The 21955-nt window shown below is 64.4% G+C and carries 18 protein-coding genes; 15 read left to right on the top strand and 3 right to left on the bottom strand.

What is annotated here, in order from left to right; all coding sequences use genetic code 11:
• From JEY66_RS42055 to JEY66_RS42000, 12 genes are all read left to right on the top strand, one after another.
• Nucleotides 1-660 carry an arylesterase gene (locus tag JEY66_RS42055; protein WP_026192096.1) on the top strand — a complete coding sequence of 220 codons (660 nt, stop codon included), beginning with the start codon at nucleotides 1-3 and terminating at the stop codon, nucleotides 658-660.
• A gap of 166 nt (nucleotides 661-826) precedes the next feature.
• Complete coding sequence (thpR, locus tag JEY66_RS42050; protein WP_016845082.1) at nucleotides 827-1363, top strand: RNA 2',3'-cyclic phosphodiesterase; 537 nt, start codon at nucleotides 827-829, stop codon at nucleotides 1361-1363.
• 151 nt (nucleotides 1364-1514) lie between these two features.
• Nucleotides 1515-2702 carry a cell division protein ZapE gene (gene zapE / locus JEY66_RS42045; protein WP_016845083.1) on the top strand — a complete coding sequence of 396 codons (1188 nt, stop codon included), beginning with the start codon at nucleotides 1515-1517 and terminating at the stop codon, nucleotides 2700-2702.
• 210 nt (nucleotides 2703-2912) lie between these two features.
• Nucleotides 2913-3881: a malate dehydrogenase gene (mdh, locus tag JEY66_RS42040; RefSeq protein ID WP_016845084.1), complete on the top strand. Its 969-nt coding sequence runs from the start codon at nucleotides 2913-2915 to the stop codon at nucleotides 3879-3881.
• A gap of 161 nt (nucleotides 3882-4042) precedes the next feature.
• Entirely contained in the window at nucleotides 4043-5239 is a 1197-nt protein-coding gene (gene sucC, locus JEY66_RS42035) for an ADP-forming succinate--CoA ligase subunit beta (RefSeq protein WP_016845085.1), read from the top strand.
• Nucleotides 5240-5241: 2 nt separating this feature from the next.
• A complete protein-coding gene (locus JEY66_RS42030) occupies nucleotides 5242-5718 on the top strand; it encodes a DUF1579 family protein (RefSeq protein ID WP_016845086.1) in 477 nt (158 codons plus the stop codon).
• Between the two features lie 97 nt (nucleotides 5719-5815).
• On the top strand, nucleotides 5816-6697 hold the full coding sequence (sucD, locus tag JEY66_RS42025) for a succinate--CoA ligase subunit alpha (RefSeq protein ID WP_018269397.1): 882 nt from the start codon (nucleotides 5816-5818) through the stop codon (nucleotides 6695-6697).
• A gap of 255 nt (nucleotides 6698-6952) precedes the next feature.
• Nucleotides 6953-9913 (top strand): 2-oxoglutarate dehydrogenase E1 component, encoded by a 2961-nt coding sequence (locus tag JEY66_RS42020; RefSeq protein ID WP_016845089.1) that lies wholly within the window; start codon nucleotides 6953-6955, stop codon nucleotides 9911-9913.
• 185 nt (nucleotides 9914-10098) lie between these two features.
• Nucleotides 10099-11343 (top strand): 2-oxoglutarate dehydrogenase complex dihydrolipoyllysine-residue succinyltransferase, encoded by a 1245-nt coding sequence (gene odhB, locus JEY66_RS42015; protein ID WP_026192097.1) that lies wholly within the window; start codon nucleotides 10099-10101, stop codon nucleotides 11341-11343.
• A gap of 72 nt (nucleotides 11344-11415) precedes the next feature.
• On the top strand, nucleotides 11416-12165 hold the full coding sequence (locus JEY66_RS42010; RefSeq protein ID WP_026192098.1) for an SDR family oxidoreductase: 750 nt from the start codon (nucleotides 11416-11418) through the stop codon (nucleotides 12163-12165).
• An 84-nt stretch (nucleotides 12166-12249) separates the two neighbouring features.
• Nucleotides 12250-13650 (top strand): dihydrolipoyl dehydrogenase, encoded by a 1401-nt coding sequence (gene lpdA, locus JEY66_RS42005; RefSeq protein WP_016843830.1) that lies wholly within the window; start codon nucleotides 12250-12252, stop codon nucleotides 13648-13650.
• Nucleotides 13651-13690: 40 nt separating this feature from the next.
• Entirely contained in the window at nucleotides 13691-14230 is a 540-nt protein-coding gene (locus JEY66_RS42000; RefSeq protein WP_016843829.1) for a hypothetical protein, read from the top strand.
• Between the two features lie 144 nt (nucleotides 14231-14374).
• On the opposite strand, the gene JEY66_RS41995 is transcribed toward JEY66_RS42000, so the two are convergent.
• On the bottom strand, nucleotides 14375-14965 hold the full coding sequence (locus tag JEY66_RS41995) for a DUF4337 domain-containing protein (protein WP_026192099.1): 591 nt from the start codon (nucleotides 14963-14965) through the stop codon (nucleotides 14375-14377).
• 147 nt (nucleotides 14966-15112) lie between these two features.
• Nucleotides 15113-16084: a tyrosine recombinase XerC gene (locus tag JEY66_RS41990; RefSeq protein ID WP_016843827.1), complete on the bottom strand. Its 972-nt coding sequence runs from the start codon at nucleotides 16082-16084 to the stop codon at nucleotides 15113-15115.
• Nucleotides 16085-16319: 235 nt separating this feature from the next.
• Here JEY66_RS41990 and JEY66_RS41985 point away from each other — a divergent pair, with 235 nt between their 5' ends.
• Nucleotides 16320-18530 (top strand): primosomal protein N', encoded by a 2211-nt coding sequence (locus JEY66_RS41985; RefSeq protein WP_016843826.1) that lies wholly within the window; start codon nucleotides 16320-16322, stop codon nucleotides 18528-18530.
• Nucleotides 18531-18738: 208 nt separating this feature from the next.
• Here the strand turns inward: JEY66_RS41985 and JEY66_RS41980 are convergent, their stop codons facing one another.
• Nucleotides 18739-19230 carry a septal ring lytic transglycosylase RlpA family protein gene (locus JEY66_RS41980; protein WP_016843825.1) on the bottom strand — a complete coding sequence of 164 codons (492 nt, stop codon included), beginning with the start codon at nucleotides 19228-19230 and terminating at the stop codon, nucleotides 18739-18741.
• A 630-nt stretch (nucleotides 19231-19860) separates the two neighbouring features.
• On the opposite strand from JEY66_RS41980, the gene JEY66_RS41975 reads away from it, so the two are divergent.
• Together JEY66_RS41975 and atpA are read left to right on the top strand one after the other, a co-directional pair.
• Nucleotides 19861-20421, top strand: coding sequence for a F0F1 ATP synthase subunit delta (locus JEY66_RS41975; protein WP_026192100.1), 561 nt, complete (start codon nucleotides 19861-19863; stop codon nucleotides 20419-20421).
• Nucleotides 20421-21950 (top strand): F0F1 ATP synthase subunit alpha, encoded by a 1530-nt coding sequence (gene atpA, locus JEY66_RS41970; protein WP_016843823.1) that lies wholly within the window; start codon nucleotides 20421-20423, stop codon nucleotides 21948-21950. The genes JEY66_RS41975 and atpA overlap by 1 nt, the downstream gene beginning before the upstream one ends.
• Nucleotides 21951-21955 lie beyond the last annotated feature (5 nt).

Here is a 21955-nt window from a genome sequence, read left to right as displayed (position 1 = left end):
GTGCACATACTCGTGTTGCTTATGGGCTTGATGACGGCTGCCAGCGCGCAGACGCCAGGATTGGAAAATGGCCCGGAGAAAGGACCGGCGAAGCCGATCAAGATGGTGGTACTGGGCGATTCCCTGAGCGCCGGGTACGGCCTCCCGGGCCCGGCGGCGTTCCCGATCCGGCTGCAAAAGGCGTTGGAAGCCAAGGGGATAAAGGTCGAGATGACCAATGCCGGGGTGTCCGGGGACACCGCCTCGGGCGGCCGCGAGCGGCTCGACTGGTCGGTGCCTGATGGAACCGATGCCGTGATCATCGAGCTCGGTGCCAACGATGCCTTGCGCGGCATCGATCCCGCCGTCACGCGTGCCGCGCTGTCCGACATCATCACAAAGTTGCAGGCGCGCAAGATCGCCGTGCTCTTGTGCGGCATGCTCGCGCCACCGAACTATGGCAGTGAGTATGCAGCGAAGTTCAACGCGATCTATCCGGATCTCTCGAAGGCCCTTGGCGTGCCGCTCTATCCGTTCTTCCTCGACGGCGTTGCTGCTAATCCGAAGATCAATCAGGCCGACGGCATGCATCCGACGGCGGAGGGTGTGGACATCGTTGTGAAAAATATCCTGCCCACAGTGGAGGCATTTCTCGGCGCAATATCAGGGCAACGCAGTTGAAGCGCAGGCAGTGAGCCGTGTCGTGTCCGTAGGTTTACGAGCTGTTAACGGGTCATGCTTCGCAGAGTCACATATCTCGGGTACAAATAGGCATCGGTGATTCGTCGCCGGGCTGTTACAGGGTGCGGGCTCCCAAAACTCGCGCCAAGCATCGAGGATTATTGCGATGCCGCGTCTGTTCACTGGACTGGAAATTCCGGCCGAGATCGGCCAAACCCTCTCCAGCTTGCGTGGCGGCCTTCCCGGCGCGCGCTGGATCGATCCCGAAAATTATCACGTCACTCTGCGCTTCATCGGCGATATCGATGGCATCTGGGCCAACGAGATCGCGTCGATGCTGTTTCGGGTGAACCGCAAGCCGTTCGAGGTCAAACTGCAAGGCCTGTCGAGCTTCGGCGGACGCAAGCCGCGCGCGGTGGTTGCCGCCGTCGAGCCGAGCCGGCCGCTGATCGAACTGCAGGCGGAGCTCGAGCGGATGATGCAGCGGATGGGGCTCGATCCCGAGGGCAGAAAATTCACGCCACATGTCACGCTCGCGCGTTTGCATGACGCTTCGAGCCAGGACGTCGCGGATTATCTGTCCGTGCGCGGCTACTTCCCGAGCCGCACTTTCATGGCGGACCGCTTCGTGCTGTTCTCGTCGCGCGCGTCGACAGGCGGCGGCCCCTATGTGGTCGAGGATTCCTACGCGCTCTGCGCGTGAGGTCCCTTGAGATCGCGGCTTGAGACACCCGACGTGGCTCATGCGGCCGGCCGTGGTATGCAAGGGCTCGCGCTTGCATACCTGCCTGCATAGCCACCGGCACAATTCACGGCTTGCAATTTGCCGCGCACTAGGGCCGTAAGGTGGGCTCATGCTGTCCACCTCGCCCAGTTCCTTTCTCGAGCACTACAAGTCCCTGGTCGCCTCCGGCGCGATCGAGGCCGATCCCGCGCAGGCCCGCGCCGCCGAGGCGCTCGGCGCGCTGGATGAACGGCTCGCGAGCTACAAGCCGCAGCGCAAGCAAGGCCTGTTCGGGCGGCTGTTCGGCGGCGACAAGGACGACAAGCCGCCGCGCGGGCTCTACGTCCACGGCGAGGTCGGCCGCGGCAAGACCATGCTGATGGATCTGTTCTTCCAGCAGAGCCCGGTCGAACACAAGCGCCGCGCGCACTTCCACGAATTCATGGCCGAGGCGCATGAGCGCATCTACGGCTACCGTCAGCAGATCGCGCGCGGCGAGATCGCCGACGGCGATGTGATCGCGCTCACCGCGCAGGCGATCTTCGACGAAGCCTGGCTGCTCTGCTTCGACGAATTTCACGTCACCGACATCGCGGATGCGATGATCCTCGGCCGGCTGTTCGCAAAGCTGTTCGATCTCGGCACCGTCGTGGTCGCGACGTCGAACGTTGCGCCTGACGATCTCTACAAGGGTGGGCTCAATCGCGCGCTGTTCCTGCCGTTCATTGCGCAGATCTCCGACCACATGGACGTGCTGCGGCTCGATGCGCGCACCGACTTCCGGCTGGAGAAACTCGTCGGCGTCAAGATGTGGCTGGTGCCCGCAGATGACGCGGCCGATGCCGCGCTCAACGCGGCCTGGCGCAAGATGACCGGCAATGCGCCGTGCAAGGCGCGCCTCATTCCGATCAAGGGACGCATCCTGAACGTGCCCTGCTCGGCGCACGGCGTCGCGCGCTTCAGCTTCATGGACATCTGCGAGAAGCCGCTGGCCGCGTCCGACTATCTCAGGCTCGCGCACGACTACCACACGATCCTGATCGACCACATTCCGGTGATGGATTACGCCGAGCGCAATGCCGCCAAGCGCTTCATCTCGCTGATCGACACGCTCTATGACAATGCCGTGAAGCTGATGGCCTCGGCCGAGGCCGATCCGGTGTCGCTGTACCTTGCGACCGACGGCGTCGAGGCGATGGAGTTCAAGCGAACAGCCTCGCGCCTGATCGAGATGAGCTCGGAATCCTACCTGGCGCTGCCGCACGGCCGGAAGGACTCCTCGGCGAGCGGCGCGTCGACCGGCCTGGTCGAGACCTGAAATTCAGCCTCGAAATTCTGTCTTGCGCGCGGTCCGGTTCGGAGCAACTTTTCGTGTCTCCGGGGCGGATGTTGCTGGCATGCCTGATCGAATTCCAGGCAGGGCCCGCAATCGGGCAGGCCGCGACTTGAATGGATCATTCGAAAGGGATAACCACCCTTGCAACCGACTTCCCTCCCTCCCGTACACAGTTCAAAGGACTGATTTCCCATGGCACGCGACAAGATTGCTCTGATTGGCTCCGGACAGATCGGCGGAACGCTGGCGCACCTCGTCGGCCTCAAGGAACTCGGAGACGTCGTGCTGTTCGATATTGCCGAGGGCGTGCCGCAGGGCAAAGCGCTCGACATTGCGCAGTCGTCGCCGGTCGACGGTTTCGATTCCAATCTGGTCGGCGCCAATTCCTATGAAGCGCTCGACGGCGCCAAGGTCTGCATCGTCACCGCCGGCGTGCCGCGCAAGCCCGGCATGAGCCGCGACGATCTCCTCTCCATCAACCTCAAGGTCATGGAGCAGGTCGGCGCCGGCATCAAGAAGTACGCGCCCGACGCGTTCGTCATCTGCATCACCAACCCGCTCGACGCCATGGTGTGGGCGCTGCAGAAGGCCTCGGGCCTGCCGCACAAGAAGGTGGTCGGCATGGCCGGCGTGCTCGACTCCGCGCGTTTCCGCTATTTCCTGGCCGACGAATTCAACGTCTCGGTCGAGGACGTCACCGCTTTCGTGCTGGGCGGCCATGGCGACACCATGGTGCCGCTGACTCGCTACTCGACTGTCGCCGGCATTCCGCTGCCCGACCTCGTCAAGATGGGCTGGACCTCGCAAGCGCGCATCGATGAGATCGTCGACCGCACCCGCAACGGCGGCGCCGAGATCGTCAACCTGCTCAAGACCGGCTCCGCCTTCTACGCGCCGGCGGCGTCCGCGATCGCGATGGCCGAGAGCTACCTGAAGGACAAGAAGCGCGTGCTGCCCTGCGCCGCCTATCTCAACGGCGAGTACGGCGTGAAGGACATGTATGTCGGCGTGCCGGTCGTGGTCGGCGCCAAGGGTGTCGAGCGCATCGTCGAGATCGAACTGGCGGGCAAGGACCGCGAGGCTTTCGACAAGTCGGTCGGTGCGGTGCAGGGCCTGGTCGACGCCTGCAAGAAGATCGCGCCCGATCTGCTCGGCAAGTAATCTCGAATGGCAATGACCCGATAGGCGGTTTCAATCGTCTATCGGGTGCAAGGCGATGAAATTCCGGCGGATTTTTTAGTTGCGCGAGCTTTGGTATATGGTATGCCAGTCGCAAGGTTGACGTAAAAGGTCGCCGCACGAGGGTTTGGGAGCGTCTTTCCATGAATATCCATGAATACCAGGCCAAGGCTTTACTGCATGAATTCGGCGTGCCGATCTCGCGCGGCGTGCCGGTGCTGAAGCCGGAAGAGGCCGACGCGGCGGCCAAGCAGCTGCCCGGCCCGATCTGGGTGGTGAAGAGCCAGATCCATGCCGGCGGCCGCGGCAAGGGCAAGTTCAAGGAAGCATCGGCCGGCGACAAGGGCGGCGTCCGCATCGCCAAGTCGGCCGCCGAGGTCGCCGAGTTCGCCAAGCAGATGCTCGGCGCGACGCTGGTCACGGTGCAGACCGGTCCGCACGGCAAGCAGGTCAACCGCCTCTACATCGAGGAAGGCTCCGACATCGACAAGGAGTTCTACCTCTCGATCCTGGTCAATCGCGAGACCTCCGAAGTCTCCTTCGTGGTTTCGACCGAGGGTGGCGTCAACATCGAGGAGGTCGCGCATTCGACCCCGGAGAAGATCGTCTCCTTCTCGGTCGATCCCGCGACCGGCATCATGCCGCATCACGGCCGCACCGTCGCCGAGGCGTTGAAGCTGAAGGGCGATCTCGCCAAGCAGGCCGAGAAGCTGACCAGTCAGCTCTATGCCGCCTTCGTCGCCAAGGACATGGCGATGCTCGAAATCAATCCGCTCGTCGTCACCAAGCAGGGCCAGCTCCGCGTGCTCGACGCCAAGGTGTCGTTCGACAGCAACGCGCTCTACCGCCATCCCGACGTCGTCGCGCTGCGCGACGAGACCGAGGAAGACGCCAAGGAGATCGAGGCGTCGAAATACGACCTCAACTATGTCGCGCTCGACGGCACGATCGGCTGCATGGTCAACGGCGCCGGCCTCGCCATGGCGACCATGGACATCATCAAGCTGTACGGCATGGAGCCGGCGAACTTCCTCGATGTCGGCGGCGGCGCCAGCGTCGAGAAGGTCGCGGCCGCGTTCAAGATCATCACCGCCGATCCGAACGTGAAGGGCATCCTGGTCAACATCTTCGGCGGCATCATGAAGTGCGACGTGATCGCCGAGGGCGTGGTCGCCGCGGTGAAGCAGGTCGGCCTCAAGGTGCCGCTGGTGGTGCGCCTCGAAGGCACCAATGTCGAGCAGGGCAAGAAGATCATCCGCGAGAGCGGCCTCAACGTCCTGCCCGCCGACAACCTCGATGACGCCGCACAGAAGATCGTGAAAGCCGTCAAGGGAGGCTAACGATGGCCGATCATCTCGACGCTCCGACACCGCTGGACGAACACCGCAAGCTCGCGGCGTTTGCGGGCGAGTGGAGCGGCGAAGAGATGGTCTATCCGTCGCGCTGGACCGCGGGCGGTCCGGCCACCTCGCATGTCGTTGCGCGCATCGCGCTCAACGGCTTCTACCTGATCCAGGACAGCGTGCAGACGCGCGACGGCAAGGAGAGCTTCGCCACCCACGGCGTGTTCACCTACGACCGCGACGATCGGGCCTACAAGTTGTTCTGGCACGACTCGCTCGGCTACTACCCGCCGTCGCCGGCGTCCGGTGGCTGGGCGGGCAAGTCGCTGATCCTGGTGCGCGGCTCGCTGCGCGGCAATGCCCGTCACGTCTACGAGGTCGTCGACGACAACACCTACAACATGAAAATCCAGTTCTCGCCTGACGCGGAAGGGTGGGCCGACGTGCTCACCGGCGTGTACCGGCGTATCCACTGAGCATGATTCGGAAAAGTGGTCCCCCGGTTTTCCGACAAGATCATGCTCAAACCATAGAGTTCCCTTCACCGATCGTCTCGCGAAAGCATCTCGAACCATGTCCATTCTGATCGACAAGAACACCAAGGTCATCTGCCAGGGCTTCACCGGCAAGAACGGCACGTTCCATTCGGAAGCGGCGATCGCTTACGGCACCAAGATGGTCGGCGGCGTGGCGCCCGGCAAAGGCGGCTCGACCCATCTCAACCTGCCGGTGTTCGACACCGTCGCCGAAGCGCGGCAGAAGACCGGCGCCGACGCCAGCGTGGTCTATGTCCCGCCGCCGGGCGCGGCGGACGCGATCTGCGAGGCGATCGACGCGGAAATCCCGCTGATCGTCTGCATCACCGAGGGCATCCCGGTGCTCGACATGGTGCGCGTGAAGCGCTCGCTGTCGGGCTCGAAGTCGCGGCTGATCGGGCCGAACTGCCCCGGCGTGATGACCGCCGGCGAATGCAAGATCGGCATCATGCCGGCCAACATCTTCAAGCCCGGCTCGGTTGGCATCGTCTCCCGCTCCGGCACCCTGACCTATGAGGCGGTGTTCCAGACCACCCAGGAGGGCCTCGGCCAGACCACCGCGGTCGGCATCGGCGGCGACCCGGTCAAGGGCACCGAGTTCATCGACGTGCTGGAGCTGTTCCTGGCCGACGAGAAGACCAAGTCGATCGTGATGATCGGCGAGATCGGCGGCTCGGCCGAGGAAGACGCCGCCCAGTTCCTCAAGGACGAGGCCAAGCGCGGCCGCAAGAAGCCGATGGTCGGCTTCATTGCCGGTGTCACCGCACCTCCCGGCCGCCGCATGGGCCATGCCGGCGCCATCATCTCGGGCGGCAAGGGCGACGCCGGTTCCAAGACCGCGGCGATGGAAGCCGCCGGCATCAAGGTATCGCCGTCGCCGGCGCGCCTCGGGCACACCCTCGCGGAGATGCTGAAGTAACCGCCGTCCGGCGAAGTTCCCTTCGAGATTTGGCGTGTTTCGGGCGGGTTCTCCTTGGGGAACCCGCTCTTTTGTTGCGTTTTGTCGCCGGAACGTCGATCAATAAAATATGAAAATAAGTTCATTTCTTAGTTCTTTTAGACAGGAATATCTGTCCTAGATAGGGTAAAGGGTATCAATCCAGCCGGCGCACTTCCAGACCGGCACCTAGCGCCGTCTCCTACGCGCGAACCGAAAAAATCACCAGGACTGCCCATGTCTCGCCAAGACGCGAACGCCGCTTTTGCACTCTCATCATTCCTGCAGGGCACCAACGCCGCCTACATCGACGACCTCTACGCCCGCTACGAGCAGGACCCGTCGTCGGTCGACGCCGAATGGCAGGATTTCTTCAAGAGCCTGAAGGACGCCCCGGCCGACGTCCAGAAGAACGCCGAGGGCGCCTCGTGGGGCCGCGACAACTGGCCGGTGACGCCGCGCGACGAGCTGACCTCCGCGCTCGACGGCAACTGGGCCCAGGTCGAGAAGGCGGTCGGCACCAAGCTCGCGGCCAAGGCGCAGGCCAGGGGCGCCGAGCTGTCCGATGCCGACGTCCATCAGGCCACCCGCGATTCGGTTCGCGCGCTGATGCTGATCCGCGCCTACCGCATGCGCGGCCATTTCCACGCCAAGCTCGATCCGCTCGGCATCGAGGCGCCGCGCGACCGTGAGGAGCTCGATCCGCGCTCCTACGGCTTCACCGAGGCGGACTTCGATCGCAAGATCTTCCTCGACCACGTGCTTGGCCTCGAATACGGCACGCTGCGCGAGATCGTGCAGATCTGCGAACGCACTTACTGCCAGACGCTCGGCGTCGAGTTCATGCATATCTCCAACGCCGCGCAGAAGGCGTGGATCCAGGAGCGCATCGAGGGGCCGGACAAGGAGATCTCGTTCACGCCCGAGGGACGCCGCGCGATCCTCAACAAGCTGATCGAGGCGGACGGCTTCGAGAAGTTCTGCGACACCAAGTTCACCGGCACCAAGCGCTTCGGCCTCGACGGCGGTGAATCGCTGATCCCGGCGCTCGAGCAGATCATCAAGCGCGGCGGCAATCTCGGCGTGAAGGAGATCGTGGTCGGCATGCCGCATCGCGGCCGCCTCAACGTGCTGACCCAGGTGATGGGCAAGCCGCACCGCGCGCTGTTTCATGAATTCAAGGGCGGTTCAGCCAATCCGGACTCGGTCGAAGGCTCCGGCGACGTCAAGTATCACCTCGGCGCCTCCTCAGACCGCGAGTTCGACGGCAACAACATCCATCTGTCGCTGACCGCAAATCCGTCGCATCTGGAAATCGTCGATCCGGTCGTGATGGGCAAGGTGCGCGCCAAGCAGGACCAGCACGGCGATCCGCCGGATATGCGCATCTCGGTCCTGCCGCTGCTGATGCATGGCGACGCGGCCTTCGCGGGCCAGGGCGTGGTGGCGGAATGCTTCAGCCTGTCGGATCTAAAGGGCTACCGCACCGGCGGCTCGCTGCACTTCATCGTGAACAACCAGATCGGCTTCACCACCTATCCGCGCTACTCGCGCTCGTCGCCCTATCCGTCCGACGTGGCGAAGATGATCGATGCGCCGATCTTCCACGTGAATGGCGACGATCCGGAGGCCGTGGTGTTCGCAGCCAAGGTCGCGATCGAATTCCGGCAGAAATTCCACAAGCCGGTCGTCATCGACATGTTCTGCTACCGGCGCCACGGCCACAACGAGGGCGACGAGCCGGCGTTCACCCAGCCGGTGATGTACAAGAAGATTGCTTCTCACCCGCCAACGCTGGAGATCTACGCCAAGCGGCTGGTCGCTGACGGCGTGTTGACCGAGGGCGAGGTCGAGAAGGCCAAGGCCGACTGGCGCGCGCGGCTCGACGCCGAGCTCGAAGCCGGCGCCGGCTACAAGCCGAACAAGGCCGACTGGCTCGACGGCAAATGGGCGGGCTTCAAGATCGCCGACCAGGAAGAAGACGCCCGCCGCGGCGTCACCGGCGTCGACCTTGCCGTGCTCAAGGACATCGGCCGCAAGATCACCAAGGTGCCGGACGGTTTCCGCGTCCACCGCACCATCCAGCGCTTCCTCGACAATCGCGCCAAGGCGATCGACAGCGGTGTCGGGATCGACTGGGCCACCGGTGAGGCGCTGGCGTTCTGTACGCTGCTGCAGGAAGGCCATCATGTGCGCCTGTCCGGGCAGGATTCCGAGCGCGGCACCTTCTCGCAGCGCCATTCGGTGCTGATCGACCAGGAGGACGAGAGCCGCTACACGCCGTTCAACCATCTCGGCGGCGAAGACACCGGCCACTACGAGGTCATCAACTCGCTGCTGTCGGAAGAGGCGGTGCTCGGCTTCGAATACGGTTACTCGCTGGCCGAGCCGAACGCGCTGGCGCTCTGGGAAGCGCAGTTCGGCGACTTCGCCAACGGCGCGCAGGTGGTGTTCGACCAGTTCATCTCTTCGGGCGAACGCAAGTGGTTGCGCATGTCGGGCCTCGTCTGCCTGCTGCCGCATGGCTACGAAGGGCAGGGACCGGAGCACTCCTCCGCGCGCCTCGAGCGGTACCTGCAGATGTGCGCCGAAGACAACATGCAGGTGGTCAATCCGACCACGCCGGCGAACTACTTCCACGTGCTGCGGCGCCAGCTGCATCGCGAAATCCGCAAGCCGCTGATCCTGATGACGCCGAAGTCGCTGTTGCGCCACAAGCGTGCCGTGTCGCGGCTCGAGGAGCTCGGCAAGGACGCCACGTTCCACCGCATCCTGTACGATGACGCGCAGATGCTGCCGGACGAGAAGATCAAACTGGTGCCGGACGACAAGATTCGCCGCGTCGTGCTGTGCTCCGGCAAGGTCTATTACGACCTGTACGAGGAGCGCGAGAAGCGCGACATCGACGACATCTATCTGCTGCGCGTCGAGCAGCTCTATCCGGTGCCGCTGAAGGCGCTGGTGCAGGAGCTCGGCCGCTTCAAGAACGCCGAAGTGGTCTGGTGCCAGGAGGAGCCGCGCAATATGGGTTCGTGGCACTTCATCGAGCCCTATCTGGAATGGGTGCTCAACCAGATCCACGCCCCCAACAAGCGTCCGCGCTATGCCGGCCGTCCGGCATCGGCGGCGACCGCGACCGGCTTGATGTCGAAACATCTGGCGCAGCTCAAGGCGCTGCTCGACGACGCACTGAACTAACGACCTTCACTGACCATGCCCCGCCCTGTGCGCAATTGCGCGCTGGAGCGGGGCATCCGGTATCCCGCGTCATCCAGCAGAAGTGCTGTCGTCACGGAGTACCGGATCGCTCGCTTTGGCGGGCGGTGGCGGACAAGTTTCACGACCGCAAATTTTGCGATTGCAGGGTTATCGAGGAAAAGACCATGACTGAAATTCGCGTTCCAACGCTCGGCGAATCCGTGACCGAGGCCACGATCGGCCGCTGGTTCAAGAAGGCCGGTGAAGCCGTCGCGGTGGACGAGCCGTTGGTGGAGTTGGAGACCGACAAGGTCACGATCGAGGTGCCCGCGCCGGTCGCCGGTACGCTCGGCGAGATCATCGCCAAGGACGGCGAGACCGTCGCCGTAGGCGCGCTGCTCGGCCAGATCAATGACGGCGCGGCCGCGGCCGCCAAGCCGGCTGCTGCGGCTTCCGCCAAGGTGGCCGCCGCGGCTGCCGCGGCTTCTGCCGCCCCGGCTCCTGCCGCGCCGAAGGCGCCGCCGGCGGATGCGCCGCTGGCACCCTCGGTCCGCAAGCTGTCCGCCGAAAGCGGCATCGATGCGTCCACCGTTCCTGGTTCGGGCAAGGATGGCCGCGTGACCAAGGGCGACATGCTGGCCGCGATCGAGAAGGCCGCCTCGGCGCCGACCCCGGTCAACCAGCCGGCCGCCGCCGTGCAGGTTCGTGCGCCGTCGCCGGCGGACGATGCCGCGCGCGAGGAGCGCGTGAAGATGACCCGGCTGCGCCAGACCATCGCGCGCCGCCTCAAGGACGTGCAGAACACCGCCGCGATGCTGACGACCTTCAACGAGGTCGACATGACCGAGGTGATGAAGCTGCGCGCCCTCTACAAGGACACGTTCGAGAAGAAGCACGGCTCGAAGCTCGGCTTCATGGGCTTCTTCACCAAGGCGGTCGTGCAGGGGCTGAAGGACATTCCGGCGGTCAACGCCGAAATCGACGGCAGCGACCTGATCTACAAGAACTATTATCACATCGGCGTTGCGGTCGGCACCGACCGCGGCCTCGTGGTGCCTGTGGTGCGCGACTGCGACCACAAGTCGATCGCCGAGATCGAGAAGTCGATCGCCGACTACGGCCGTCGAGCCCGCGACGGCCAGCTCAAGATCGACGAGATGCAGGGCGGCACCTTCACCATCACCAATGGCGGCATCTACGGTTCGCTGATGTCGACGCCGATCCTGAACGCACCGCAGTCCGGCATCCTCGGCATGCACAAGATCCAGGAGCGGCCGATGGTGGTCGGCGGCAAGATCGAGGTGCGCCCGATGATGTATCTGGCGCTGTCCTACGATCACCGCGTCATCGACGGCAAGGAAGCGGTCACCTTCCTGGTCCGCGTCAAGGAGAGCCTGGAGGATCCGGCCCGCCTGGTGCTGGACCTCTAAGACCGTATCGCGCGCGGCGTCCGATCGGCTCGGGCGCCGCGATCTGTTGGGTGCTCACATTTGGGGATCAAAGTGACGGATAAGGTCGTTGTCATCACCGGCGGCAGCCGCGGCATCGGCCGCGCCACCGCGCTCGCTGCCGCCGCGCGCGGCTATCGCATCGTGGTCGGCTATGCATCCAACAAGACCGCGGCGGACGAGGTCGTCGCCGCGATCGAGGCGAAGAACGGCAAGGCGATCGCGGTGAAATGCGATGTCGGCAGCGAGCAGGACATCCTGGCGCTGTTCAAGGCGGCCGACGGCTTCGGCACGCTCGGCGCGCTCGTCAACAATGCCGGCATTGTCGGCAAGAGCGGCGTGCGTGTCGACGAGATGTCGGCCGAGCGTATCCAGCAGATGATGGCGGTCAATGTCACCGGCAGCATCCTGTGTGCGCGCGAGGCGGTGAAGCGCATGTCGACCAGGCACGGCGGCCAGGGCGGCGTCATCGTCAACCTGTCCTCGGTCGCGGCAAAGCTCGGCGCGCCCAACACCTATGTCGACTATGCCGCATCCAAGGGCGCGATCGATTCCTTCACGATCGGCCTCGGCTACGAAGTCGCGAATGAGGGCATCCGCGTCGCCGGCATCCGGCCCGGACTGATCGACACCGACATTCACGCCGCGGGCGGCGAGCCCGATCGCGCGCACCGGCTCGCCCATATGGTGCCGATGAAGCGTGTCGGCACAGCCGATGAAATCGCCAACGCCATCGTCTGGCTGATCTCGGACGAGGCTTCCTATGTCACCAGCGCGATCCTCGACGTGTCGGGCGGTCGCTAGCACACGATCAAGAGCGGGCGGCGGTCTGCCGACACGATCGCGCCCGCGTAATTGTCACAGAGCTTAGCTACAGGACCTTCCATCATGGCTTCTTACGATCTCGTCGTCATCGGCACCGGCCCGGGCGGATATGTCTGCGCAATCCGCGCGGCGCAACTCGGCATGAAGGTCGCCGTCGTCGAGAAGAACGCGACGCTGGGTGGCACCTGCCTCAATGTCGGCTGCATGCCGTCGAAGGCGCTGCTGCACGCCTCCGAGATGTTCGAGGAAGCCGCGCACTCCTTCGCCAAGATGGGCGTCAGCGTCCCGGCGCCGAAGCTCGATCTGCCCGCGATGATGAACTTCAAGCAGCAGGGCATCGACGGCAACGTCAAGGGCGTCGAGTTTCTGATGAAGAAGAACAAGATCGACGTGCTCAAGGGGACCGGCAAGATCCTCGGTGCCGGCAAGGTCGAGGTCTCCGGCGACGGCAAGACCGAGACCGTCGAGACCAGGAACATCGTGATCGCCACCGGCTCCGATATCGCCCGCCTGAAGGGTATCGACATCGACGAGAAGCGCATCGTGTCGTCGACCGGTGCGCTGTCGCTGGAGAAGGTGCCGGAGAAATTGTTGATCATCGGCGCCGGGGTGATCGGACTCGAGCTTGGCTCGGTCTGGCGGCGTCTCGGTGCGGACGTCATGGTCGTCGAATTCCTCGACCGCATCCTGCCCGGCATGGACGGCGAGGTGGCGAAGCAATTTCAGCGCATGCTCGAGAAGCAGGGCTTCGTCTTCAAGCTCGGCGCCAAGGTCACTGCGGTCGATACCTCCGGCAAGACGCTGCAGGTCAAGGTCGAGCCGGCCTCGGGCGGCGCTGCGGAAAGCATCGAAGCCGATGTCGTGCTCGTCTGCATCGGACGGGTGCCCTACACCGAGGGCCTCGGGCTGAAGGAAGCCGGCGTTGCGCTCGACAATCGCGGCCGCGTCGAGATCGACGCGCACTTCTCGACCAACGTGAAGGGCATCTACGCGATCGGCGACGTCGTGGCCGGGCCGATGCTCGCGCACAAGGCGGAAGACGAAGGCGTTGCCTGCGCGGAGATCATCGCGGGCCAGGCCGGCCACGTGAACTACGACGTCATTCCAGGTGTTGTGTATACCACGCCGGAAGTGTCGTCGGTCGGCAAGACCGAGGAAGATCTCAAGCAGGCCGGCGTCGCGTACACCGTCGGCAAATTCCCGTTCACGGCGAACGGCCGGTCCAAGGTCAATCAGACCACCGACGGCTTCGTGAAAATTCTCGCAGATGCGAAGACGGATCGGGTGCTTGGCGTCCACATCGTCGGCCGCGAAGCCGGCGAAATGATCCATGAAGCCTGCGTTCTGATGGAATTCGGCGGATCGGCCGAGGATCTGGCGCGCACCTGCCACGCGCACCCGACCCGTTCGGAGGCGATCAAGGAAGCCGCGCTTGCGGTGGGCAAGCGCGCCATCCATATGTGATGATCGAAAGTCCGGCGTCAGCCGGGTTGAGATCATAGCGATGCTGCGCCGCCTGCTTCAGCCGTTCTGGGTCCTGCTTGCGATCATCTTCCTGGTCGAGGCTTGGCTATGGGACCACCTCGAGCCGATCGTGGCGCGGGTGGTGGCGTGGATTCCGCTCCGCGCGCTCAAGCAATGGCTTGCCGACCGGGTCGATTCGCTGTCGCCGGCGATGACGCTGATCGTCTTCGTCGTGCCGGTGATCCCGCTGTTTCCGCTCAAGCTGGTCGGGCTCTGGCTGCTCGCGAACCAATACTGGTTCAGTGCGGTCTCGCTGATCCTGTTCGCCAAGTTCGTCGGTGTCGGCGTGACGGCCTTCCTGTTCGACGTGACGCGGCCGAAACTGCTGGAGATGCCCTGGTTCGAGGCGCTCTATAATTTCGTGATGGCGCTGCGGGCCAAGGCCACCGCGCTGGTCGAGCCGATCAAGCGGCGCATTCGCGAGATGATCCGTGGCGACGGCGAGGGCTGGGCGGCACGCACGCTGCGCGTGATCGCGCGCTTCCGCAAAAGCGTGCATCAGACCAGCAAGCCTCTTTGATCAAAACTTTCTATTCCGTCATCCTGAGGAGCGCGGAACGCGCGTCTCGAAGGATGCGCGGCCCGGCCGGTGGCCGTCGATCCTTCGAGACGCGCGCAGGGGCGCGCTCCTCAGGATGACGGTTCGAAAGCGGCGCGCTGCGCCTCAATGCAGATGCAGCAAGTGCGGCTGGAACAGGCCGAGCGCCGTCATCACGATGCCGGCGAGCGTCACCAGGCCGGACACCCAGGCGAGCGCGAGGATGCCCGTGATGATGGTCGCCGACGCCAGCACGATGGCGATCTGGAAGGCGGCAGAGGCAAGCTCGAAATGATGATATTTCGCGGTGGCCTCGTCGCGCTCATGCTCGGCGTGCTTGGCGCGTTCGGAGAGCTGCTCTGAACCCTCGCCGGTTTCCGGCTCCGAACGATAGCGCGCCGCGGTCTTCTGCCAGTCGTCGATCTGCTTCTGCAGCGCAGCCCTGGCCGCCTCGTCGGTGGTGGTCGCGAGGTTCAGCTTGCCCTGTTCGGCCGCGGTCTGCACCGCGGTCCGGCGGATGCTCTTGGCCTGGAAGAAGGCCCACAGGTTGGAGGCCTCGACATTCTTGCTGATCGATTCGGTCTGGGCGCCCTTGCCGAGCGTTTCCGACAGCGCCAGGCACAGGGCGATCACGGCGATCAGGAGCGCGATCTTCTTGTTCTCGCCCGAAGCATGCTCGGCATGCTCCGCGTGCTCCATACTTTCATGTGCGCTCATGATTCCCCTCCGGATGAGACCGCGCCACGATTGCCGAATGCAGCGCACAAGGCAAGGGCCGAACGGTTTGGAGTAGCCGTCGGAAGATGAACGGCGCATGACGGCGGGCCAAAGCTCGCGCTCTATTTTTAATCCAGACCCAGGCGTTCAGCCGCGCGGATGCGCGGAGCGATAGACTTCGAGCAGGCGCTCGCTGTCGATGCCGGTGTAGATCTGCGTGGTCGACAGCGATGCGTGGCCGAGCAATTCCTGGATCGCGCGCAAATCGCCGCCGCGGCTGAGCAGATGCGTGGCGAAGGAGTGCCGCAGTGCATGCGGCGTTGCGCTGTCGGGCAGGCCGAGCGCGCCGCGCAGCCGCTCCATGGTGAGCTGGATGATGCGTGGGCTGAGCGGGCCGCCGCGCGCGCCGACGAACACCGGCCCCGCGGGGCTGAGTTGATGCGGGCAGATCGCGGCATAGTCCGCAATCAATTGCAGCACGTTCTGCAGCACCGGCACCATGCGGGTCTTGTTACCCTTGCCGGTCACCACAAGCACGTCGCCTTCGCCGGGTTTCGGCACGTCGCGGCGCTTCAGCCCCAGTGCTTCGGAGATGCGCAGGCCCGAACCATAGAGCAGCGCCATGACGGCGGCGTCACGCACCAGGATCCAGGTCTCGCGGGTCTCATCCGCGCGCTCGTCGGCATCGGCAAAGCGTTTCGCCGCTTCCATGTGAATCGGCTTCGGCAGGCTCTTCGCTACCTTGGGCGCGCGGATCGCCGAGAGCGCGCCGACCTTGCCCTTGCCTTCGCGTTCCAGGAAACGTCCGAACGAGCGCAGGCCCGCCAGCGCCCGCATCAGCGATCGCCCGCCGATCTCCTCGGTTCGGCGCATCGCCATGAAGGCGCGCACATCGCTCGCCTCGAGCGCGGAAAATGCCTTGAGCGTCACCCGCGCGCCCCAGTGTCCGGCCAGAAAGGCGAGGCATTGGCGCACGTCGCGGGCATAGGCCTCGAGCGTTTTCGGCGACAGCCGCCGCTCCGCACGCAGATGCGACAGCCAGCGCGTCATCTCCTGCGTGACCGATGCGTCGGCGCAGTCGAGCTCGAGCGGCTGGATGGGCTGATCGGTCCGGGCCATGTTCGTGTCTTAAGTCCGTGTCTTAAGGGCTATTGGCGCTGCCCATCTCCTGATTATATCGCACTGCCTTCGTTTACCGTTCGCTAAGAGCGCGAAGCGGTGGGAGAGCGTTTTCGAGCGAAGTGGACGCCGGTTCGCGTGAAGAAAACGCGTCAAAACAAGAAGCTGGAGATTTGGTTCTGATTCGATCAGAAACCGAATCTCCAGCCCGCTCGGGTTCAAGGTTTCTGATTCAATGGACCATACCACGCGCCTCGGCCCAGCCTCCGCATCGACGACACGTGTCGTCGACGTGCTGGTGCCTGTCGCGCTGAACCAGACCTATTCCTACCGCGTGCCGCGCGGCATGGAGCTTGCGCCGGGCGACGTGATCGGCGTTCCGCTCGGGCCGCGCGAGGTCGTTGCGGTGGTGTGGGCGGAAAATGCCAATCCGGATCCGCGGCTGCACAACCGGCTCAAGGACGTCAGCGAGAAGCTCGATGTTCCGCCGCTAAGGCCGGAGCTGCGCCAGCTGGTCGACTGGGTCTCCAATTACACTTTGTCGGCGCGCGGCATGGTGCTGCGGATGACGCTGCGGATGGGCGACAATCTCGGGCCGGAGCGGACGCGGCTCGGCGTGCGACTGGTCGGCGAGCCGCCGCGGCGCCTGACGCCGGCACGCCGGCGGGTCATCGAGGTGCTGTCGGACCGGTTGCTGCACGGCAAGTCGGAGGCGGCGCGGGAGGCCGGCGTCAGTTCCGGCGTGATCGACGGCCTTGTCGACGAAGGCACCCTGACGGTCGAGGCGATGCCGCCGCCGGCACCGCCGCCCGTTCCGGATCCCTCCTATGCGCAGCCGGATTTTTCGCGCGAGCAGCGCAGCGCCGTCGACGTGATGAGGGCGCTGGCTGCGAGCGGCAGCTTTCACGTTGCGCTGCTCGACGGCGTCACCGGTTCCGGCAAGACTGAAGTCTATTTCGAGGCGATCGCCGAGAATATCCGTCGCGGCAGGCAGACGCTGATCCTGATGCCGGAGATCGCGCTGACCGGCCAGTTCCTCGACCGTTTCGCGCAACGCTTCGGCGCGCGGCCGCTGGAATGGCATTCGGAGCTCACGCCGCGCACGCGGGCCCGAAACTGGGCGGCGATTTCCGAGGGCAAGGCGCCGGTCGTGGTCGGCGCCCGTTCCGCGCTGTTCCTGCCCTATGCCGATCTCGGCCTCATCATCGTCGATGAGGAGCACGACCAGGCCTACAAGCAGGACGACGGCGCGCATTATCACGCGCGCGACATGGCGGTGGTCCGCGCCCATATCGCAAAGATCCCGATCGTGCTGGCGTCGGCCACGCCGTCGGTCGAGAGCGAGGTCAATGCGCGCAAGGGGCGCTACCAGCGCGTCGCGCTGCCGTCGCGGTTCGGCGGCCAGCACATGCCGCATATCGAGGCGATCGACATGCGCCGCGCGCCGCCGCCGCGCGGCCGCTTCATTTCGCCTGTACTGGCCGAGCAGATTCGCCATGCCATCGAGCGCCGCGAGCAGGCGCTGCTGTTCCTCAACCGCCGCGGTTACGCACCGCTGACGCTGTGCCGGGCCTGCGGCCACCGCTTCGCCTGCACCATCTGCGATGCATGGCTGGTCGATCACCGGTTCCGGCAGCGGCTGGTCTGTCATCACTGCGGCTTCTCGATGCCGCGGCCGAATATCTGCCCGCATTGCGCGGCCGAGGAATCGCTGGTCGCGGTCGGGCCCGGCGTCGAGCGCCTGCAGGAGGAGGCAGCCCACATCTTCCCCGAGGCCCGCACCATGGTGCTGTCGAGCGATCTCATCACCTCGATCGAGACCATGCGCAGCGAGCTCAACGAGATCGCCGAGGGCCGCGTCGACATCATCATCGGCACCCAGCTGGTGGCGAAGGGCCACAACTTCCCGCGGCTCAATCTGGTCGGCGTCATCGACGCCGATCTCGGCTTGAGCAATGGCGATCCGCGCGCCGCCGAGCGGACGTTCCAGCTGCTGAACCAGGTGGTCGGTCGCGCCGGCCGCGAGCAGGGCCGCGGCGTCGGCTTTCTGCAGACCCACCAGCCCGAGCATCCCGTGATCAAGGCCCTGATCGCCAATGACCGCGAGGCGTTCTATGCCAGCGAGATCGAGATTCGCGAGCGCACCGGCTACCCGCCGTTCGGGCGGCTGGCGAGCCTGATCGTCTCCGCCGGCGACCGTCCGACCGCGGAAGGCTTCGCCCGCAAGCTCGCCGCGGTGGCGCCGCTCGACGAGCGGATCCAGGTGCTCGGCCCCGCCGAGGCGCCGCTCGCCGTCGTCAAGGGCCGCTACCGCTTCCGCCTGCTGGTGAAGTCGCTGCGCAATGTCGACCTGTCGCAATATCTGCGCGAATGGCTGGCGGCGGGTCCGAAGACCAAGGGTAATCTGAAGCTCGAGGTCGACGTCGATCCGCAGAGCTTCCTGTAGATCATGATCCGGAAAAGGGTGTCGCGGTTTTCCGACAAGATCATGCTCAAGACAAAGAAGTAGAGCGGGATGATGGATAGAAGTGGAGCCATTGCGCTCTACTGAGCCCGCAAAAGAGAAAGCCTGCCGTCATTTGCGACGGCAGGCCATTTTTTGGCGCGAAGCAGGCCTCGCGGCCGTTACGCAACGCAACGCTTACTGAACGCGCTTACGAGACGACCTCGGCGGTGACGCGGCCGACGCCGGCACCGGTCAGGCCGATGGCGCGGGCTGCGCCGGTGGAGAGGTCGAGCACGCGGCCGCGGATGAACGGGCCACGATCGTTGATGGTGACGACGACGCTGCGGCCGCCATGGGTGACGCGGAGCTTGGTGCCGAACGGCAGCGAGCGGTGGGCCGCGGTCATGGCGTTCTGGTTGAAGCGCTGGCCCGAAGCGGTGCGGCTGCCCGACTCATTGCCGTAGAAGGAAGCCATCCCCGAGAACGAGTGACCGCCGGACGGCTGGATCGATGCATTGGCGTCGCGCCAGGACGAGCCTTCGGCGCGGGCGTGGTGGTGATGGTGGTGGCGATGATGGTGGTGCCGGGACTTCGCGGATGCCTCGGTCACGCTGCCCCCGACCAGAATAGTTGCGGCTACAAACGCAAGCGCCGTACGCGAGCGGGTTACGTTGCCCGCCGCCTTCTTGATATTCAGCATTGATAAGACCCTCAGACAGTATTGCCGCTAACGCGGCAAGTGGAACCCCCGTCCCTTCGTTGACCAAGGCCGTTTGGTTTCCCAATGAGGCACGAATTGGGCAGTAAATCCGGATTATCTCGTGGTGAAATATCTTGTTACCGCCTGGTGGTAGTCGATCGAGGTTCCGTAATCTTGCTATTTAACCAATTTTTAACGACCAATATACTTGCCAATACTGATTATCGAAGCGACGGTAAGTTTTCGGTAAGTAATCGCCAAATGAAACCGCAACCTGCCCGGGGTTCCCTGCGCGCTCGGCCATAGGCCTATGCAAATTTCGATGGAACAAAATCGCGGCGGCGTGAATCAGGCCTGACACGCCGAATTTCCGCGCGCCAAATTTTTCCGATTCGGCCGCCGGCTGCGGTCGGCAAAAAGCGCGTGCGACAAGGCGGCACTCACGATGCCGTCATGTTGCACCTGCGCGATTGCTATGTTAGCAAAGCCGCGATTTTAACGGTCCCGGCACGTCCTGTGCCGGTCGAAAATCGAAGTCCCGCTTGAATTCCAAGGGCTTGGATCGCTAGGCGCTGCTTTGGTGGCGACGGTTTTTCCCTTGCGAATTTGACAGCAAAAAAGAGCGAGCTCGTGGCTGCTGAAGATCCGTCCGTTTCGGGAGTGTCCGGTCGTTACGCAACGGCCCTGTTCGAGTTGGCGCGCGACGAGCAATCCGTCGATCAAGTCCGGGCCGACCTCGACAAGTTCGAGGCCTTGCTCAACGAGAGCGCCGATCTCAAGCGCCTCGTCCGCAGCCCGGTGTTCGCCGCCGACGCCCAGCTGAAGGCGCTGACCGCGGTGCTCGACAAGGCCGGCATCGCCGGCACGTCGGCCAAATTCCTCAAGGTGCTCACCGCCAATCGCCGGCTGTTCGCCGTTGCCGATGTGATCCGCGCCTATCGCGCGCTGGTGGCGAAGTTCAAGGGCGAGGCGACTGCGGAAGTCGCCGTCGCCGAGCAGCTCAGTGACAAGAATCTCGACGCGCTGAAGGCCGCACTGAAATCAGTGACGGGCAAGGACGTCGCGCTCAACGTGAAGGTCGATCCCTCCATTATTGGTGGCCTGGTGGTCAAGCTCGGCAGCCGCATGGTGGATAGTTCGCTTCGCACCAAACTCAATTCGATCAAGAACGCGATGAAAGAGGCAGGCTGATGGACATCCGCGCCGCAGAAATTTCTGCGATCCTCAAGGACCAGATCAAGAATTTCGGCCAGGAAGCCGAGGTCACCGAAGTTGGCCAGGTGCTGTCGGTCGGTGACGGTATCGCCCGCGTCTACGGTCTCGACAACGTTCAGGCCGGTGAAATGGTCGAGTTCGAGAACGGCACGCGCGGCATGGCGCTCAACCTCGAAACCGACAACGTCGGTATCGTGATTTTCGGCGCCGACCGCGAGATCAAGGAAGGCCAGACCGTCAAGCGCACCCGCGCGATCGTGGACGCGCCGGTCGGCAAGGGTCTGCTCGGCCGCGTCGTCGACGCGCTCGGCAACCCGATCGACGGCAAGGGCCCGATCCAGGCCACCGAACGCAAGCGCGTCGACGTCAAGGCGCCCGGCATCATTCCGCGCAAGTCGGTGAACGAGCCGATGGCCACCGGCCTCAAGGCGATCGATGCGCTGATCCCGATCGGCCGCGGCCAGCGCGAGCTGATCATCGGCGACCGTCAGACCGGCAAGACCGCGATCGCGCTCGACACCATCCTGAACCAGAAGCCGCTCAACGCCCAGCCGGACGAAAACCTCAAGCTGTATTGCGTCTACGTCGCGATCGGCCAGAAGCGTTCCACCGTCGCGCAGTTCGTTAAGGTGCTCGAAGAACAGGGCGCGCTGGAATACTCGATCATCGTCGCGGCCACCGCGTCCGATCCGGCCCCGATGCAGTACATCGCGCCGTTCACCGCCTGCACCATGGGCGAGTACTTCCGCGACAACGGCATGCACGCCGTGATCATCTATGACGACTTGTCGAAGCAGGCCGTCGCCTACCGCCAGATGTCGCTGCTGCTGCGCCGTCCGCCGGGCCGCGAAGCCTATCCGGGCGACGTGTTCTACCTGCATTCCCGCCTGCTCGAGCGCGCCGCCAAGCTCAACAAGGAGCATGGCTTGGGCTCGCTGACGGCGCTGCCGGTCATCGAAACCCAGGCCAACGACGTGTCGGCCTACATTCCGACCAACGTCATCTCGATCACCGACGGTCAGATCTTCCTGGAAACCGACCTGTTCTTCCAGGGTATCCGTCCCGCGGTGAACGTCGGTCTGTCGGTGTCACGCGTCGGTTCGTCGGCGCAGACCAAGGCGACCAAGAAGGTTGCCGGCAAGATCAAGGGCGAGCTCGCGCAGTACCGCGAAATGGCGGCGTTCGCGCAGTTCGGCTCGGACCTCGACGCCTCGACCCAGCGCCTGCTCAACCGCGGCTCGCGCCTCACCGAACTCCTGAAGCAGCCGCAGTTCTCGCCGCTGAAGATGGAAGAGCAGGTCTGCGTGATCTGGGCCGGCACCAACGGCTATCTCGATCCGCTGCCGCTCAACAAGGTGAAGGAGTTCGAGGACGGCCTGCTGTCGCTGCTGCGCGGCAAGAACGCCGACATCCTCGATGCGATCCGCACCAGCCGCGATCTGTCCGACGAGACTGCCGCCAAGCTCAAGACGGCCGTCGAGGGCTTCGCCAAGACCTTTGCATAACGAAT

Source organism: Bradyrhizobium elkanii USDA 76, assembly GCF_023278185.1.
Lineage (GTDB): Bacteria > Pseudomonadota > Alphaproteobacteria > Rhizobiales > Xanthobacteraceae > Bradyrhizobium > Bradyrhizobium elkanii.
The sequence above is the reverse complement of the archived record's forward strand: the minus strand, read 5'-3'. Positions and strand labels throughout refer to the sequence as shown.

Bases quoted from the DNA above. Each gene is read 5' to 3' on its own strand.
- zapE (WP_016845083.1), top strand. From the start codon at position 1,515: ATGCTGTCCACCTCGCCCAGTTCCTTTCTCGAGCACTACAAGTCCCTG.
- sucC (WP_016845085.1), top strand. From the start codon at position 4,043: ATGAATATCCATGAATACCAGGCCAAGGCTTTACTGCATGAATTCGGC.
- JEY66_RS41995 (WP_026192099.1), bottom strand. From the start codon at position 14,965: ATGAGCGCACATGAAAGTATGGAGCACGCGGAGCATGCCGAGCATGCT.
- JEY66_RS42000 (WP_016843829.1), top strand. From the start codon at position 13,691: ATGCTGCGCCGCCTGCTTCAGCCGTTCTGGGTCCTGCTTGCGATCATC.
- sucD (WP_018269397.1), top strand. From the start codon at position 5,816: ATGTCCATTCTGATCGACAAGAACACCAAGGTCATCTGCCAGGGCTTC.
- mdh (WP_016845084.1), top strand. From the start codon at position 2,913: ATGGCACGCGACAAGATTGCTCTGATTGGCTCCGGACAGATCGGCGGA.
- JEY66_RS41990 (WP_016843827.1), bottom strand. From the start codon at position 16,084: ATGGCCCGGACCGATCAGCCCATCCAGCCGCTCGAGCTCGACTGCGCC.
- JEY66_RS42030 (WP_016845086.1), top strand. From the start codon at position 5,242: ATGGCCGATCATCTCGACGCTCCGACACCGCTGGACGAACACCGCAAG.
- lpdA (WP_016843830.1), top strand. From the start codon at position 12,250: ATGGCTTCTTACGATCTCGTCGTCATCGGCACCGGCCCGGGCGGATAT.
- atpA (WP_016843823.1), top strand. From the start codon at position 20,421: ATGGACATCCGCGCCGCAGAAATTTCTGCGATCCTCAAGGACCAGATC.
- JEY66_RS42020 (WP_016845089.1), top strand. From the start codon at position 6,953: ATGTCTCGCCAAGACGCGAACGCCGCTTTTGCACTCTCATCATTCCTG.
- thpR (WP_016845082.1), top strand. From the start codon at position 827: ATGCCGCGTCTGTTCACTGGACTGGAAATTCCGGCCGAGATCGGCCAA.
- odhB (WP_026192097.1), top strand. From the start codon at position 10,099: ATGACTGAAATTCGCGTTCCAACGCTCGGCGAATCCGTGACCGAGGCC.
- JEY66_RS41985 (WP_016843826.1), top strand. From the start codon at position 16,320: ATGGACCATACCACGCGCCTCGGCCCAGCCTCCGCATCGACGACACGT.
- JEY66_RS41980 (WP_016843825.1), bottom strand. From the start codon at position 19,230: ATGCTGAATATCAAGAAGGCGGCGGGCAACGTAACCCGCTCGCGTACG.